The sequence below is a fragment of the Mycobacterium marseillense genome (genome assembly GCF_010731675.1).
Lineage (GTDB): Bacteria > Actinomycetota > Actinomycetes > Mycobacteriales > Mycobacteriaceae > Mycobacterium > Mycobacterium marseillense.
In genome coordinates this window covers 4,122,871-4,137,438 of sequence record NZ_AP022584.1, presented here as the reverse complement: position 1 = coordinate 4,137,438, position 14,568 = coordinate 4,122,871, and the positions used below count along the sequence as shown (strand labels likewise).

At 67.8% G+C, this 14,568-nt stretch carries 15 protein-coding genes and 3 tRNA genes; 13 read left to right on the top strand and 5 right to left on the bottom strand.

What is annotated here, in order from left to right:
- Nucleotides 1–14 precede the first annotated feature (14 nt).
- Nucleotides 15–506, top strand: a complete 492-nt coding sequence (locus G6N26_RS19065) for a hypothetical protein (protein WP_083016719.1) — start codon at nucleotides 15–17, stop codon at nucleotides 504–506.
- A gap of 275 nt (nucleotides 507–781) precedes the next feature.
- On the opposite strand, the gene G6N26_RS19060 is transcribed toward G6N26_RS19065, so the two are convergent.
- Nucleotides 782–854, bottom strand: a tRNA-Arg gene (locus tag G6N26_RS19060).
- A 42-nt stretch (nucleotides 855–896) separates the two neighbouring features.
- Nucleotides 897–985 (bottom strand) — tRNA-Ser (locus tag G6N26_RS19055).
- Nucleotides 986–1,069: 84 nt separating this feature from the next.
- Between G6N26_RS19055 and G6N26_RS19050 the strand changes: the two genes are divergently transcribed.
- Both G6N26_RS19050 and G6N26_RS19045 read left to right on the top strand, forming a co-directional pair.
- Complete coding sequence (locus tag G6N26_RS19050; RefSeq protein WP_067173365.1) at nucleotides 1,070–2,137, top strand: pyridoxal phosphate-dependent aminotransferase; 1,068 nt, start codon at nucleotides 1,070–1,072, stop codon at nucleotides 2,135–2,137.
- A 10-nt stretch (nucleotides 2,138–2,147) separates the two neighbouring features.
- Nucleotides 2,148–2,609: a DUF4334 domain-containing protein gene (locus G6N26_RS19045; protein ID WP_083016721.1), complete on the top strand. Its 462-nt coding sequence runs from the start codon at nucleotides 2,148–2,150 to the stop codon at nucleotides 2,607–2,609.
- Between the two features lie 138 nt (nucleotides 2,610–2,747).
- On the opposite strand, the gene G6N26_RS19040 is transcribed toward G6N26_RS19045, so the two are convergent.
- On the bottom strand, nucleotides 2,748–3,332 hold the full coding sequence (locus tag G6N26_RS19040) for a TIGR03086 family metal-binding protein (protein WP_082991495.1): 585 nt from the start codon (nucleotides 3,330–3,332) through the stop codon (nucleotides 2,748–2,750).
- A gap of 23 nt (nucleotides 3,333–3,355) precedes the next feature.
- Here G6N26_RS19040 and G6N26_RS19035 point away from each other — a divergent pair, with 23 nt between their 5' ends.
- Genes G6N26_RS19035 through G6N26_RS19020 form a run of 4 tightly spaced genes read left to right on the top strand, consistent with a single transcriptional unit; the run spans nucleotide 3,356 to nucleotide 6,822 of the window.
- Nucleotides 3,356–4,180, top strand: a complete 825-nt coding sequence (locus tag G6N26_RS19035; protein ID WP_067173370.1) for a crotonase/enoyl-CoA hydratase family protein — start codon at nucleotides 3,356–3,358, stop codon at nucleotides 4,178–4,180.
- Nucleotides 4,181–4,205: 25 nt separating this feature from the next.
- Nucleotides 4,206–5,444, top strand: a complete 1,239-nt coding sequence (gene lipE, locus G6N26_RS19030; RefSeq protein WP_083016724.1) for a lipase LipE — start codon at nucleotides 4,206–4,208, stop codon at nucleotides 5,442–5,444.
- A gap of 28 nt (nucleotides 5,445–5,472) precedes the next feature.
- Nucleotides 5,473–5,661, top strand: coding sequence for a hypothetical protein (locus tag G6N26_RS19025; RefSeq protein ID WP_038534797.1), 189 nt, complete (start codon nucleotides 5,473–5,475; stop codon nucleotides 5,659–5,661).
- Nucleotides 5,662–5,700: 39 nt separating this feature from the next.
- Nucleotides 5,701–6,822, top strand: a complete 1,122-nt coding sequence (locus tag G6N26_RS19020) for an Rv2629 family ribosome hibernation factor (protein ID WP_083016727.1) — start codon at nucleotides 5,701–5,703, stop codon at nucleotides 6,820–6,822.
- Nucleotides 6,823–6,825: 3 nt separating this feature from the next.
- Here G6N26_RS19020 and G6N26_RS19015 read toward each other — a convergent pair.
- A tRNA-Ser gene (locus G6N26_RS19015) sits at nucleotides 6,826–6,912 on the bottom strand.
- Between the two features lie 37 nt (nucleotides 6,913–6,949).
- Here G6N26_RS19015 and G6N26_RS19010 point away from each other — a divergent pair.
- Entirely contained in the window at nucleotides 6,950–7,918 is a 969-nt protein-coding gene (locus tag G6N26_RS19010) for an NAD(P)H-quinone oxidoreductase (RefSeq protein ID WP_139799105.1), read from the top strand.
- Nucleotides 7,919–7,993: 75 nt separating this feature from the next.
- Here G6N26_RS19010 and G6N26_RS19005 read toward each other — a convergent pair whose 3' ends face one another.
- Complete coding sequence (locus G6N26_RS19005; protein ID WP_067173591.1) at nucleotides 7,994–9,190, bottom strand: cysteine desulfurase-like protein; 1,197 nt, start codon at nucleotides 9,188–9,190, stop codon at nucleotides 7,994–7,996.
- 129 nt (nucleotides 9,191–9,319) lie between these two features.
- On the opposite strand from G6N26_RS19005, the gene G6N26_RS19000 reads away from it, so the two are divergent.
- The 5 genes from G6N26_RS19000 (at nucleotide 9,320) to wzm (ending at nucleotide 14,539) form a co-directional block, all read left to right on the top strand.
- Nucleotides 9,320–11,305 (top strand): DUF6541 family protein, encoded by a 1,986-nt coding sequence (locus G6N26_RS19000; RefSeq protein ID WP_083016731.1) that lies wholly within the window; start codon nucleotides 9,320–9,322, stop codon nucleotides 11,303–11,305.
- Between the two features lie 82 nt (nucleotides 11,306–11,387).
- Complete coding sequence (locus tag G6N26_RS18995) at nucleotides 11,388–11,837, top strand: bacterial proteasome activator family protein (protein WP_225323312.1); 450 nt, start codon at nucleotides 11,388–11,390, stop codon at nucleotides 11,835–11,837.
- Between the two features lie 20 nt (nucleotides 11,838–11,857).
- On the top strand, nucleotides 11,858–12,685 hold the full coding sequence (gene wzt / locus G6N26_RS18990; protein WP_067173388.1) for a galactan export ABC transporter ATP-binding subunit Wzt/RfbE: 828 nt from the start codon (nucleotides 11,858–11,860) through the stop codon (nucleotides 12,683–12,685).
- Nucleotides 12,678–13,712 carry a galactofuranosyltransferase GlfT1 gene (gene glfT1, locus G6N26_RS18985; RefSeq protein WP_163648841.1) on the top strand — a complete coding sequence of 345 codons (1,035 nt, stop codon included), beginning with the start codon at nucleotides 12,678–12,680 and terminating at the stop codon, nucleotides 13,710–13,712. Before wzt ends, glfT1 begins: the two co-directional genes overlap by 8 nt.
- A complete protein-coding gene (wzm, locus tag G6N26_RS18980) occupies nucleotides 13,709–14,539 on the top strand; it encodes a galactan export ABC transporter permease subunit Wzm/RfbD (RefSeq protein WP_083016739.1) in 831 nt (276 codons plus the stop codon). Before glfT1 ends, wzm begins: the two co-directional genes overlap by 4 nt.
- Nucleotides 14,540–14,568: the final 29 nt, after the last annotated feature.

The following is a 14,568-nucleotide window of genomic DNA, read 5'->3' as shown; positions in this document are numbered from 1 at the left end:
CTAACATTCGTCTCGTGCCGCCCTATCCCGAGGAACCGGATTACTACTCCGAGCCCACCGCAGCCGCGCGGTACGGCGGCGGCTACTACGACGCCGCGCCCGAGCCGCCCGAGCCCCCGACGCCCTGGTACCGCCGCCCGGCGGCGCTGGTCGCCGCCGGCGCCATCGGCGCGCTACTGCTCGGCGCGATCGTCTTCGCGGCGGTCAAGCTGGCGAGCAACTCGCCGGCGCCCAGTCCAACCACGACGACGCCGGCACCGTCTACCACGGCGCCGATGACGACCACGACGACGGAGGCGCCCCGGCACCACGGCGGGGGCGGTGGTGGCGGTCCGACCGAGACCGTCACCGAGACCGTCCCGCCGCCGAGCACCGAGACTCCCACGACGACCGTCTCGCCAAGCACGGTCACCGTGACGCCGAGCACCGAGACCAGCACCGTCACGCAGACCGTGACCGAGCCGCCCCGCAGGGGGCCATTCGGCGGGCCGTTCGGCGGACGCTAGCCGGGTTGGCGCTCGCCGGGTTCCGTCAAACCCGAGGGCGCAACAGGATTCGGCCGCTTACAACAAGGTGCAAGTGGTGACACCTCCGGTTGTGCTGCAACCGCAACCAGACAGCAAGAGGGCGCTGGAGGCGATCATCACGGCGGCGAGAATTTTGGTGACACGGGACATGACTCAACTCCGATGTTCGCACGGAACTGAACTGTTGCCCGAGGCCGATGATTTTACGCGCAGACCGGCGCGCGCGGAACGCGTTTTCACGCGAAATGACAGAGCGCGCCCGAAGGGATTCGAACCCCTAACCTTCTGATCCGTAGTCAGATGCTCTATCCGTTGAGCTACGGGCGCCTGTTCTTCAGTTGTCGTTCCGTGTTCCGTTCAAGGACCCAGCGGAGGCGAGAGGATTTGAACCTCCGGTCCCCTTTGAGGGGGACAACTCATTAGCAGTGAGCCCCATTCGGCCGCTCTGGCACGCCTCCCTTTGGACTTTCTGAGGGTACCGACCCCTTTCCGGTCTCGCGGAACCGGCCATACTGTACACAGTTGGGACATAAACTGTCGAAGTGACCGCCCGTCTCCGCTCCGAACTGGCCGGACTGCCAGTGTATGTGCCCGGCAAGAACGTGCCGGGGTCGATCAAGCTGGCTAGCAACGAGACCGTTTACGGCCCGCTGCCCAGCGTGCACGCGGCGATCGAGCGGGCCATTGCCGTCGTCAACCGATACCCGGACAACGCCAGCGTGGACCTCAAGGCGGCGCTGGCCATGCACCTGGATGCCGCGGTCGCCCCCGAGCACATCGCGGTCGGCAGCGGTTCGGTCACCTTGTGCCAGCAGCTCGTTCAGATCACCGCCGCGGCCGGCGACGAGGTGATGATCGGCTGGCGCAGCTTCGAGTGCTACCTGCCCATCATCCAGGTGTCCGGTGCGACCACCGTCCCGGTGCCGTTGACCGACCACACGCATGACCTGGACGCGATGCTCGCGGCGATCACCGACCGCACGCGGCTGATTTTCGTCTGCAACCCGAACAACCCGACGTCCACGGTCGTCGACCCGGACGCCCTGGCCCGTTTCGTGGACGCTGTGCCGCCGCACATCCTCATCGCGCTCGACGAGGCGTATGTCGAGTACGTCCGCGACGGCATGCTGCCCAACAGCCTGGAGCTGGCGCTGGGCCACAGCAATGTCGTTGTGCTGCGGACCTTTTCGAAGGCGTACGGGTTGGCGGGGTTGCGGGTCGGCTACGCCGTCGCCCACCCCGACCTGATCACGGCGCTGGACAAGGTCGTCATGCCGTTCGCGGTGACCAACGTCGCGCAGGCCGCCGCCATCGCATCGTTGGAGGCCTCCGACGAGTTGATGGCCCGCACCGACGCGCTGGTCGTCGAGCGCACCCGCGTGAGCGACGCCCTGCGCGAGGCCGGGTTCGAGCTGCCGCCGTCGCAGTCGAACTTCGTCTGGCTGCCGCTCGGGTCGCGCACCATGGACTTCACCGAGCAGGCCGCCGACGCACACCTGGTGGTGCGGCCGTTCGCGGCCGAAGGCGTCCGTGTCACCATTGGTGCGCCGGAGGAGAACGACGCTCTGCTGCGTTTCGCCTGCGACTGGATTGCCCGCACCGAACCCTAAGGAGTCGTCCGTGGACCTCGCCCGCAAGAAGTTCACCGAGTTCAAAGAGCGCAGCGGCGACATCGCGGATTCCGAGCTCGACGAGTTCTGGGCGGAGCTTTCGCCCGCGGCGATCGAGGAAATGCTGGGCGAGTGGAAGGGCGGCGAGTTCCCGACCGGCCACAAGATGAACGGTCAGCTGGAAAAGGCCGGGTGGTTCGGCAAGACGTTCAAGTCGGTCAGCGACGTGCAGCCGCTGGTCTGCCTGGACGCCGACGGCAACAAGTTCTCGAACGTGGAAATGGGCAAGGGCGAGGCCAGCCTGTGGCTGGAGGACTTCCGCGGGGAGGTCACCGCCACCATGGTCTACGACGGCCAGCCCGTGCACGATCACTTCAAGAAGATCGACGACAACGCCGTGCTGGGGATCATGAACGGCAAGGGCGTCCGCGACAACGGCAAGTACTACTACTTCTACCTCGAGCGCGTCTAGCTTCCGAGCGACGGCGTTGAGTGTGCACCGACGGCGTTGACTGTGCGTCCAGGTCGCCAACACGCCGCGCGGACCCGCCGTGGCTTCACACTCAAAGCCCAGGCTTCACACTCGACAGGGCGAAAGCCGAAGAGCCGACTATCTCGCCGGGTCGCGGCCGGTGAACGCGATCAACTGCTCGAGCGCACCGGCGTCCGCGGGCACCTCGACCGGGTCGTCGAACCCGGCGCCGCCGCGTAGCTCCGGCCTGATGATGTGGCGGGCCAAGCCCAGCACGTATTCGGCCAGCGGCTCGGGGGCATCGACCGTGCGCTGCGTCGCGACCGCGTAATCCCAGGCGTGCACCAGGAATTCGATCGACAGGACGGCGCACGCGCTCTTGGCGGGCATCTCGCCCTTGCCGAACGGCACCGACCCGTCCAGGCCGCGGCGGTGCCAGGCGTCCAGCGCGGGCCGCGCCGCGGCGACCACCTGTCGTTCCACCGAATCGCCCTCGGCGGGTTCGGGAGCGTCGGCGCCCACCATGCCCCCGAGGGCTTTGATCGAATTCAGCAGGTGCCCGGTCAGCTGCGCCACGTCGAAATCCGCGCAGGGCGTCCGCCGAGACAGGTCGTCGTCGGCGAGGGTGTGCAGGACTCGCTGCAGCACCCCCAGGGTGTCTTCGGCGCTGTGCAGCTCGTCGGTCGGCGGGGAATGCGGGCCGGGTCGCAAGTCAGGAGCCATATTCGCCACGCTACGGTCTCGATATGGCGCAAGCATATGAATCCGTCACCGTGGAGAAGAAAGACCACGTCGCCCAGGTGACGCTGATCGGGCCGGGCAAGGGCAACGCGATGGGGCCCGCCTTCTGGTCCGAGCTGCCCGAGCTGTTTCCGGAGCTGGACGCCGACCCCGAGGTGCGGGCCATCGTGCTGACCGGTTCGGGCCGCAACTTCAGCTACGGCCTGGACCTGGCCGCGATGGGCGGGACGCTGTCCGGGGTGCTGGGTGAGGGCGCCTCCGCGCGGCCGCGGGCCGAATTTCACCGAACGGTGCTGCGCATGCAGGGCGCGATCAGCGCGGTCGCCGACTGCCGCACCCCCACCATCGCCGCGGTGCACGGCTGGTGCATCGGCGGCGGCGTCGACCTGATCTCGGCGGTGGACATCCGCTACGCCAGCGCCGACGCCAAGTTCTCGGTGCGTGAGGTCAAGCTCGCCATCGTCGCCGACGTCGGCAGCCTGGCCCGCCTCCCGCTGATCCTGAACGACGGGCATATGCGTGAGCTGGCGCTGACCGGCAAGGACATCGACGCGGCCCGCGCCGAGAAGATCGGACTGGTCAACGACGTGTACGCCGACGCCGACGCCACCCTGGCCGCCGCCCACGCCACCGCCGCGGAGATCGCCGCCAATCCCCCGCTGACCGTCCACGGCGTCAAGGACGTCCTCGACCAGCAGCGCATCGCGGCGGTCTCAGAAAGCCTGCGGTATGTGGCGGCCTGGAACGCGGCCTTCCTGCCGTCCAAGGACCTGGCCGAAGGCATCTCGGCGACGTTCGCCAAGCGTCCGCCGCAGTTCACCGGGGAGTAGTCCGGCGACACGTACCCTCGCTGAGGTGACAACTCCTGACGGCAAGATCCGTCTACCGGCGGACCTGGACGCGGTGACGACGATCGGCGCGGAAGACCACTCCGACATCGACAGCGCCGCGATAGACCGGATCTGGCAGGCAACGCGGCATTGGTACCGGGCCGGCTTTCATCCGGCGATCCAGTTGTGCCTGCGGCACCACGGGCGCGTCGTGCTCAACCGCGCGATCGGGCACGGCTGGGGCAACGCCCCCAGCGACCCGCCCGACGCCGAGCAGATCCCCGTCACGCCCGACACGCCGTTTTGCGTGTATTCGGCGGCCAAGGGGATGGCGGCGACCGTGGTGCACATGCTCGCTGAGCGTGGCGTCTTCTCACTCGACGACCGGGTCTGCGACTACATCCCCACCTTCACCAGCCACGGCAAGCATCGGATCACCCTCCGACACGTGATGACACACAGCGCCGGGTTGCCGTTCCCGACGGGTCCGCGGCCGGACGTCACGCGCGCCGACGACCACGAGTACGCGCAGCGCAAGCTCGGCGAACTGCGCCCTCTGTACCGCCCCGGGCTGTTTCACATGTATCACGCGCTGACGTGGGGTCCCCTGGTGCGCGAGATCGTGTATGCGGCCACCGGCAAGGAGATTCGCGAAATCCTGGGCTCCGAGATCCTCGATCCACTCGGTTTCCGCTGGACCAACTTTGGCGTCGCCGAGCAGGACCTGCCGCTGGTCGCGCCGAGTCACGCCACCGGGCGAACGCTGCCGCCGGTGGTCGCCCAGATCTTCCGCAAAGCGATCGGCGGAACCGTGCACGAGATCATTCCGTACACGAACTCCAAGCTGTTCTTGACCACCATCATCCCGTCGTCCAACACGGTGTCGAACGCCCAAGAGATGTCGCGGTTCGCCGAGATCTGGCGTCGCGGAGGCGAACTCGACGGGGTGCGGGTCATCAGTCCGGAGACGATGTATGGCGCGATAGCCGAATGCCGAAGGCTGCGACCGGATTTCGCGGTCGGGCTGCAACCGGCCCGGTGGGGCACCGGCTACATCCTCGGCACCGACCGGTGGGGGCCCTTCGGGCGCAACGCGCCGCACGCGTTCGGCAACCTCGGCCTGGTCAACATCGCGATCTGGGCCGACCCCGCCCGCGGGCTGTCGGCCGGCGTGGTGAGCAGCGGCAAGCCCGGGCGGGACCCGGAGGCCCGCCGGTATACGGCCCTGATGGACACGATCGCCGCCGAAATCCCCACGGGTTAACGACCACGGCAGTGGGAACCCTGCCGTCATGGCTACCTATCGAGTGCTAAATCCGAAGGGCGAGGTCGTCGCGACCAAAGACATCGACAGCGCCGACGACGCACACGCATGGTTCGTCGACAACAAGGCCGACAACAGCGAGCTCGGCTGGCGCATGGAAGTCGAGCACGACGGCGACTGGCATTTCTTCGACGACAGCGAGGGCGATCGAAGCTAAAGGTGTTTGCCCTCCGGCTCGCGGGGCAACCAACAAGGCATGGACTCGCAACGCTTCCGCAAACTGCTGGACGCACCGGGGCCGTTCGTTTCGGTGTATTTCGACGACTCGCACGACACCCATGACGCCGAGGCTCAGCTCGAGCTCAAGTGGCGGGCGGTCAAAGAAGACCTCGAACGCTCACACGCCGACGCCACGGTGATCGACGCGATCGAGGACGCGGTCATGAACCTGCGTCCCCCGATCGGCCGAAGCGGCCGGGCGGTGATCGCCAGCGCCGACGGTGTGGTGATCAACGAGCACTTGGCCCGCGGTCCCGCCGTCAACGTCGCCCGGGTGTCCGAATTGCCTTACCTGGTACCGATTCTCGAGCAGAGCTTCGATCACCCGGACTATGTCCTGGTGGTCGTCGACCACAGCGGCGCCGACATCACGACCCACATCGGCGGGACGCTGCGCACCGAGACCGTCGACGGCGGCGGCTACCCCGTGCACAAGGCCGCGGGGGCCGAGACCGCCGGATACGGCGACCCTCAGTTGCGCACCGACGAGGCCGCGCGCAAGAACGTGCGCGCGGTCGCTGATCGCGTCGCCGAGCTCGCCGACGACAAGGCGGTCGAGGTGATCTTCGTGGTCGGTGAGGTGCGGTCGCGCTCCGATCTGCTGGCCGCGCTGCCGGAACGGCTGCACGACCGCGCTGTGGCGCTCGAGGTCGGGGCGCGACACAGCGGCCATGACTTCGGCGAGATCGAGCAGGCCATCGAGGACGAGTTCGTGAAGCGCCAGCTGCGCACGATCGACGATGCGGCACAACGGTTTACCGCCGAGATCGGGCGGCATTCCGGACTGGCGGCCGAGGGACTCGGCCCGGTGTGCTCGGCGCTGCGCCAAGGCGCGGTGGAGACGCTGATCATCGGCGACATCGGCGACGCGACCGTGGTGGCCGACGAGGGCCTGACGACGATTGCGCCCGACGAAAACGTGCTGTCCGAGCAGGGCGCCGCTCCCGCCAAGACGCTGCGGGCCGACGAGGCTTTGCCGGTCTCCGCGATTTCGGTCGGTGCGGCCCTGGTGCGCACCGACGAGCGGATCTCGCCGGCCGACGGGGTCGGTGCGGTGCTGCGCTATGCGCCGACGCTGCACCAGAACGTCGACCGATAAGAGCGGTGGCGGAGGGATTTGAACCCCCGGACGGTTTTAGCCGTCTCTCGCTTTCAAGGCGAGTGCATTAGGCCGCTCTGCCACGCCACCACGGACAAGGGTAACGGGGGCCGGTAGCGTGGCCGCCATGCGCGCCATCGTCGCCGAATCCCCTGAGCAACTGTCCTGGCAGGAAGTAGCCGACGTGTCCGCCGGACCCGGCGAAATCGTGGTCAAGGTGGCCGCCGCCGGTGTGAACCGCGCCGACGTGCTGCAGGCCGCCGGCAAGTATCCGCCCCCGCCCGGCGCCAGCGAGACCATCGGCATGGAGGTCTCCGGCGTCGTCGCCGAGGTCGGCGACGGCGTCACGGAATGGTCTGCGGGGCAAGAGGTTTGCGCGCTGCTGGCTGGCGGAGGGTACGCCGAATATGTCGCCGTCCCGGCCGGGCAGGTGCTGCCAATCCCCGCCGGTGTGGACCTCGTCGACGCCGCCGGGCTGCCGGAAGTCGCCTGTACGGTGTGGTCGAACCTGGTGATGACCGCGCACCTGGGGGAGGGCCAGCTGCTGCTGATGCACGGCGGGGCCAGCGGCATCGGCAGCCACGCCATTCAGATCGCGCGGGCGCTCGGGGCCCGGGTGGCGGTCACCGCCGGCTCGACGGAGAAGCTCGACTTCTGCCGCGAGCTGGGCGCCGACATCACCATCAACTACCACCACGAAGACTTCGTCGCGCGGCTACAGGAGTCCGGGGGCGCCGACGTGATCTTCGACATCATGGGCGCGGCCTATCTGGACCGCAACATCGACGCCCTGGCCAGCGACGGACAGCTCGTCATCATCGGGATGCAGGGCGGCATCAAGGGCGAGCTCAACATCGGCAAACTGCTCGCCAAGCGGGCGCGGGTCATCGGCACCACGCTGCGCGGGCGGCCGACCGCCGGGTCGAACAGCAAGAGCGAGATCGTGCAGGCGGTGACGGCCTCGGCGTGGCCCATGGTGGCCGACGGCCGGGTGCGGCCGATCATCGGCGCCCGCTTGCCCATCCAGCAGGCCGGCGAGGCGCATCAACGGCTGGTGGCCGGCAAGGTGACCGGGAAGATCGTCCTGACCGTCTAGCGGATTCGCGAGCGTAACGTGGCTGCGATTTTCGGGCCGGATTTTCGCCGTGGCGTTAAGTTCGCGACCAAAGCGTTAGCCCAGGGAGGCCAGCGCGCGCACCAACTGGTCGACCTCGGCCGTCGTCGAATAGTGCGCCAGCCCGACGGTGACCGCGCCGCCGATGTCGTTGACACCCAACACGTCGAGCGCGCGCGAGCTTTCGTTGGTGACGGCCAGAATCCCGTTGTCCGCCAACCGCTGCACCACCCGTTCGGCGGGCACACCGTTCAGGGCGAAGCTGACCACCGGGATGCGCACCTCCGGGCGGCCGATGACCATCACCAACGGCAGCGAGCGCAACGACACCATCAGGTAGTCGTAGATCCGGTTCAGGTACGAGGTGGCCGATTGCATCGACACCGCCAGGCGTTCGCGCCGGGTGCCGCGGGCGGATTCGTCGAGCGATGCCAAGTACTCGATGCTGGCGACGACCCCGGCCAGCAGACCGAACTGGTGCGCACCGATCTCCAGGCGCGCCGCACCGGTGGCCTTGGGGTCGGCCGAGATGGAGCTGAACGAGTTGAGTAGTGCCGGGTCGCGGAACACGATCGCCCCGATCGGGGGGCCGCCCCACGCGGCGGCGTTCACCGCCACCACGTCGGCGTCGGTTTCCCTCATGTCCAGCAGCCGGTAGGGCGCGGCGGCGGAATGGTCGACCACCACGAGGCCGCCGACGTCGTGCACCAGCTTGGTCATCGCCCGCAGGTCGGTGACCGTGCCCATCGTCGCGGACGCCGAGGCGACGGCGACCAGCCGAGTCGACTTCCCGATCAGGCCCTCCCACTGCCACGTCGGCAGCTCACCCGTCTCGATGTCGATCTCGGCCCACTTGACCTTGGCCCCGTACCGATGCGCCGCCCGCAGCCACGGGGCGATGTTGGCTTCCTCGTCCAGGCGGCTGACGATGACCTCGTAGCCCAGGCCGGCCCGCGACGACGACGCCTCGGCCAGCGCGGAGAGCAGGATCGCGCGATCGGCGCCCAGCACCACGCCCGCGGGTTCGACGTTGAACAGGTCGGCCACCGCCGCCCGGGCCGCCTCCAAGATGGCGGCACTGCGCTGCGCCGACGGGTGCGCCCCCACGGTGGTGGGCCCAGACCTGCGGAAAGCCGTCGACACCGTGGTCGCGACGGAGTCGGGAATCAGCATTCCGGCGGGGGCGTCGAAGTGTACCCACCCGTCACCCAGCGACGGATGCAGTCCGCGCACCCGGGCGACGTCGTATGCCATGTGGGCCACCTTAAAGCTTCCGCGTTTTTGCGAAACTGTGACGGTAGCGGGTGCCTTGAAAGGGTCCAAGCCGTTCCGGCCAGTCGGTGGCCTCCCGAGCCAGGGCACCCGGCCAGCCATACTAGTCGAGTGGGGCTCTGGTTCGGAACGCTCATTGCATTGTTTTTGCTGATAGCGCCCGGGGCGATCATCGCACGTATCAGTCAGTTGTCTTGGCCGGTCGCTGTTGCGGTCGGCCCGGCGCTGACCTACGGCGTGGTGGCACTCGCCATTATTCCGTTTGGCGCCATCGGAATACCGTGGAACGGTTGGACCGCGCTGGCCGCGCTGGCGGTGATGTGCCTGGTGATGACGGGCCTTCAGCTGCTGCTCGGCCGCTACCAGCGCGGCGAGGCCGCGCAAGAAGAAGAGGCCCGCGGGGTCAGCCGCTGGCCGGCCATCACGGTGGCGGCCGGGGTGGCGCTGGGGGCCCTGCTCATCATGTGGGCCGCCTACCGCGGCCTGGACGCCCATTGGCAGACCATCCCGAGCACCTGGGATGCGGTCTGGCACGCCAACGAGGTGCGATTCATCCTCGACACCGGCCAGGCGTCGTCCACCCACATGGGCGAGCTGCGCAACGTCGAGACGCACCACACGCTGTACTACCCGTCGGTGTTCCACGCCCTGGCCGCGGTGTTCTGCCAACTGACCGGGGCCGCACCGACCACGGGCTACACGTTGAACTCGGTGGCCGCATCAGTGTGGCTGTTTCCGACCGGCGCGGCGCTGCTCACCTGGCGGGTGTTGCGCACTACCTGGGGCGAATGGCGCACCGCGGGTGCCGCGGCGACCGCCGCCATGCTGGCCGCATCGTTCACGGCGGTCCCCTACGTCGAATTCGCCGTCGCCGCGATGCCCAACTTGGCGGCCTACGGCGCCGCGGTCCCGGCGTTCGTGTTGATCACCTCCACGTTGCGGCACCGCGACCGCATCCCCGCGGCGGTGCTGGCGCTGGTGGGTGTCATGTCGGTGCACATCACCGGCGGGGTGATCGTGCTGCTGTTGCTGCTGGCCTGGTGGCTCTTGGATGCGCTGTGGCATCCGGTGCGCGGCAGGCTGTCCGACGTGGCGGCCCTGGCCTGCGTCGCGGTGGTGTCCGGGTTGATCCTGTTGCCGCAGTTCATCAGCGTCCAGGAGCAGGAAGACATCATCGCCGGGCACTCGTTTCTCACCTACCTCAGCAAGAAGCGCGGGCTCTTCGACGCCGTCTTCCAGCACTCCCGCCACCTCAACGACTTCCCGGTCCAGTACTGGCTGATCGCGCTGGCCGCCCTCGGCGGCGTCATCCTGCTGGTCAAGCGGCTCTGGTGGCCGCTGGCCCTGTGGCTGCTGCTGATCGTGGTGAACGTGGACGCCGGGACTCCGATCGGCGGCCCGATCGGGGCGGTGGCCGGGATGTTCGGCGAGTTCTTCTACAAAGATCCGCGCCGGATCGCGGCCGCCACCACGCTGCTGCTGGAGCCGATGGCCGGCATCGCCTTGTTCACGATCGTGATGGGCGTCGTGGCCGGCGCCCGACGGCTGGCCAACCGGTTCAAACCGCTGCCCGCCCCGGTCTGGGTGTCGGTCACCGCGGTGCTGCTGGTGGCGACCACGGTGCTCAGCGCGTATCACTACCTCTATCGGCACCTGTGGCTGTTCGGCGACAAATACGACTCGGTGATGATCGACGAACGCGATCTGATGGCCATGGCCTATCTGTCCAAGCTGCCCGGCGCCCGCCAGACCATGATCGGCAACGCCAACACCGACGGCACGGCGTGGATGTACGCCGTCGCCGACCTGCATCCCCTGTGGACGCACTACGACTACCCGCAACAGATGGGACCGGGCCCCAACCGCTACATCTTCTGGACCTCGGCCCGCCGGGGCGACTCCGATCCGAGGGTCCTCGAAGCGATTAAAGCGCTCAATATTCGGTACATCTACACCAGCTCGCCGACTGTCCGGGGGTTCGCCGTACCCGACGGACTAGTGTCACTGGATAAGTCGAAGTCGTGGGCGCTGATCTACGACAATGGCGGTGCCCGAATTTATGAATGGCGCCCAAACGCCACGACGCCACACTCATAGTCCACAAAAGGATGGTGAAGTATTGAGTACCCGCAACGATGACGACGACGTCGAAATCATCGGCGGCGTCGACCCGCGCATCATGGCCATCGCCGACGATGACGCCGACGAGCGCTCCCTGACCGATCTGGTCGAGCAGCCGGCAAAGGTGATGCGGATCGGGACCATGATCAAGCAACTGCTCGAGGAAGTGCGCGCGGCGCCGCTCGACGACGCCAGCCGCAACCGGCTGCGCGAGATCCACGCGACCAGCATCCGGGAGCTGGAAGAGGGCTTGGCGCCGGAACTGCGCGAGGAACTCGATCGCCTCACCTTGCCCTTCAACGAGGACGCCGCGCCCTCGGACGCCGAATTGCGCATCGCCCAAGCGCAGTTGGTCGGCTGGCTGGAAGGGCTCTTCCACGGCATCCAGACCGCACTGTTCGCCCAGCAGATGGCCGCCCGCGCCCAGTTGGAGAAGATGCGCCAGGGCGCGCTTCCCCCGGGCATCGGCAAGCCGGGCGGCGCGCCCGGGCACGGCCAGTACCTGTAAGCGACCTCGAGTAGTTCACGGTGTCGGGTCCTCACATCAAGACGCACAACGCGTGGGTCGAATTTCCCATCTTCGACGCGAAGTCGCGCTCGTTGAAGAAGGCCTTCCTGGGCAAGGCGGGCGGCACGATCGGACGCAACAACTCCAACGTCGTCGTCGTCGAAGCGTTGCGGGACATCACCATGTCCCTCGAGCTGGGCGACCGCGTCGGCCTGGTCGGCCACAACGGAGCGGGCAAATCGACTCTGCTGCGCCTACTTTCGGGCATCTACGAGCCCACCCGGGGCTGGGCGCAGGTCACCGGGCGGGTGGCGCCGATCTTCGACCTCGGCGTCGGGATGGACCCCGAGATCTCCGGCTACGAGAACATCATCATCCGTGGCCTGTTCCTCGGGCAGACCCGAAAGCAGATGCAGTCCAAGGTCGACGAGATCGCCGAGTTCACCGAGCTGGGTGACTACCTGTCGATGCCGCTGCGCACCTACTCCACCGGTATGCGGGTCCGGCTGGCGATGGGCGTGGTCACCAGCATCGATCCCGAGATCCTGCTGCTCGACGAAGGCTTGGGCGCGGTGGACGCCGACTTCATGAAGAAGGCCCAGTCGCGGTTGCAGGGCCTGGTGGAGCGGTCCGGAATCCTGGTGTTCGCCAGCCATTCCAACGAGTTCCTGGCCCGGCTGTGCAAGACGGCGATGTGGATCGACCACGGTGTCATTCGCATGACCGGCGGCATCGAGGACGTCGTGCGGGCGTACGAGGGGGAGGACGCGGCCCGGCACGTGCGCGAGGTGCTGGCCGAGACGGCCGCCGACAAACCCTTTGCCCAGCAGGCATCCGGGGATGAGTGACACCGTCGTCGCCGTCGTCGTCACCCACCGGCGCCCCGACGAGCTGGCCAAGTCCCTCGATGTGCTGAGCACGCAAACCCGGCCGCCCGACCACCTGATCGTCGTCGACAACGATTTCCCGGCTGACGGCCGCGTCCGCGAACTGGTTGCGGGACAACCCATCCCGACCACCTACCTGGGCTCGCGCCGCAACCTCGGCGGGGCCGGCGGCTTCGCGTTGGGCATGCTGCACGCGTTGGCGCTGGGCGCCGAGTGGGTGTGGCTGGCCGACGACGACGGGCGCCCGCAGGACTCGCAGGTTCTGGCCACCCTGCTGGCGTGCGCGGACAAGCACGGCCTGGCCGAGGTGTCACCGATGGTGTGCAACTCCGACGATGCGGCGCGGCTGGCATTTCCGTTGCGTCGCGGCCTGGTATGGCGCAGGCGCGCAAGCGAATTGCGCACCGAGGCCGGGCAGGACCTGTTGGGTGGCATCGCGTCGTTGTTCAACGGCGCGCTGTTCCGCGCCGCCACGCTGGAATCGATCGGCGTCCCGGATCTGCGGCTGTTCATCCGCGGCGACGAGGTCGAGATGCACCGGCGACTGGTGCGTTCCGGCCTGCCGTTCGGCACCTGCCTGGACGCGGTCTACCTGCATCCGTGCGGATCCGACGAATTCCGGCCGATCCTCGGCGGCCGCATGCACACCCAATATCCCGACAACGCCACCAAGCGGTTCTTCACCTACCGCAACCGCGGCTACCTGCAGTCACAGCCCGGCCTGCGCAAGCTGGTGGTGCAGGAATGGGTTCGGTTCGGCTGGTTCTTTCTGGTGACCCGTCGCGACCCCCGCGGTCTGGCCGAGTGGATCCGGTTGCGGCGCTTGGGCCGTCGTGAGCAATTCGGGTCGCCACCATCCACCGGTGGCGATCGCGAGCGCGGCGGAGCCGGGCGAAGCGGGTCGCCACCATCCACCGGTGGCGATCGCGAGCGCGGCGGAGCCGGGCGAAGCGGGTCGCCACCATCCAGACCGGGAGGACCGCGATGACGTTCTTTGACGCGGCGGCGCAGTCGCGGACATTCACCCGCGCCCGCGGCGACCTGGTCGACGGTTTCCGTCGTCACGAGCTCTGGCTGCACCTGGGCTGGCAGGACATCAAGCAGCGTTACCGGCGCTCGGTGCTGGGGCCGTTCTGGATCACCATCGCGACGGGAACCACCGCCGTGGCCATGGGGGGCTTGTACTCCAAGCTGTTTCACCTCGAGCTGTCCGTGCATCTGCCGTATGTGACGCTGGGCCTGATCATCTGGAACCTGATCAATGCCGCCATCCTGGAGGGCGCCGACGTTTTCGTCGCCAACGAAGGGCTGATCAAGCAGTTGCCCACCCCGCTGAGCGTCCACGTCTACCGGCTGGTGTGGCGGCAGGTCATCCTGTTCGCGCACAACATCGTCATCTACGTCGTAATCGCGGCGATCTATCCCAAGCCGTGGTCGTGGGCCGACCTTGCGGTGCTCCCGGCGTTGGTGCTGATCGTGCTCAATTGCATTTGGGTGTCGCTGTGTTTCGGCATCCTCGCCACGCGCTACCGCGACATTGGTCCGCTGCTCTTTTCCGTCGTGCAGTTGCTGTTCTTCATGACGCCGATCATCTGGAACGACGACACCTTGCGCCAGCAGGGCGCCGGGCGGTGGTCCCGCATCGTCGAACTCAACCCGCTGCTGCACTACCTCGACATCGTTCGCGCGCCGCTGCTCGGGGCGCACCAGGAGCTGCGGCACTGGGCGGTGGTGCTGGTGCTGACCGTCGTCGGCTGGGTGTTCGCGGCCTTCGCGATGCGCCAGTACCGCGCCCGGGTGCCCTACTGGGTTTGACGTTCCCCGAACTTGTCAGACGGCGCGGC

What these genes read in the sequence shown, in the direction of transcription:
- G6N26_RS19025 (WP_038534797.1), top strand. Translation starts at nt 5,473, where the DNA reads ATGGCTACCTATCGAGTGCTAAATCCGAAGGGCGAGGTCGTCGCGACC.
- G6N26_RS18995 (WP_225323312.1), top strand. Translation starts at nt 11,388, where the DNA reads ATGGCCATCGCCGACGATGACGCCGACGAGCGCTCCCTGACCGATCTG.
- G6N26_RS19005 (WP_067173591.1), bottom strand. Translation starts at nt 9,190, where the DNA reads ATGGCATACGACGTCGCCCGGGTGCGCGGACTGCATCCGTCGCTGGGT.
- G6N26_RS19040 (WP_082991495.1), bottom strand. Translation starts at nt 3,332, where the DNA reads ATGGCTCCTGACTTGCGACCCGGCCCGCATTCCCCGCCGACCGACGAG.
- G6N26_RS19035 (WP_067173370.1), top strand. Translation starts at nt 3,356, where the DNA reads ATGGCGCAAGCATATGAATCCGTCACCGTGGAGAAGAAAGACCACGTC.
- G6N26_RS19020 (WP_083016727.1), top strand. Translation starts at nt 5,701, where the DNA reads ATGGACTCGCAACGCTTCCGCAAACTGCTGGACGCACCGGGGCCGTTC.
- glfT1 (WP_163648841.1), top strand. Translation starts at nt 12,678, where the DNA reads ATGAGTGACACCGTCGTCGCCGTCGTCGTCACCCACCGGCGCCCCGAC.
- G6N26_RS19010 (WP_139799105.1), top strand. Translation starts at nt 6,950, where the DNA reads ATGCGCGCCATCGTCGCCGAATCCCCTGAGCAACTGTCCTGGCAGGAA.
- wzm (WP_083016739.1), top strand. Translation starts at nt 13,709, where the DNA reads ATGACGTTCTTTGACGCGGCGGCGCAGTCGCGGACATTCACCCGCGCC.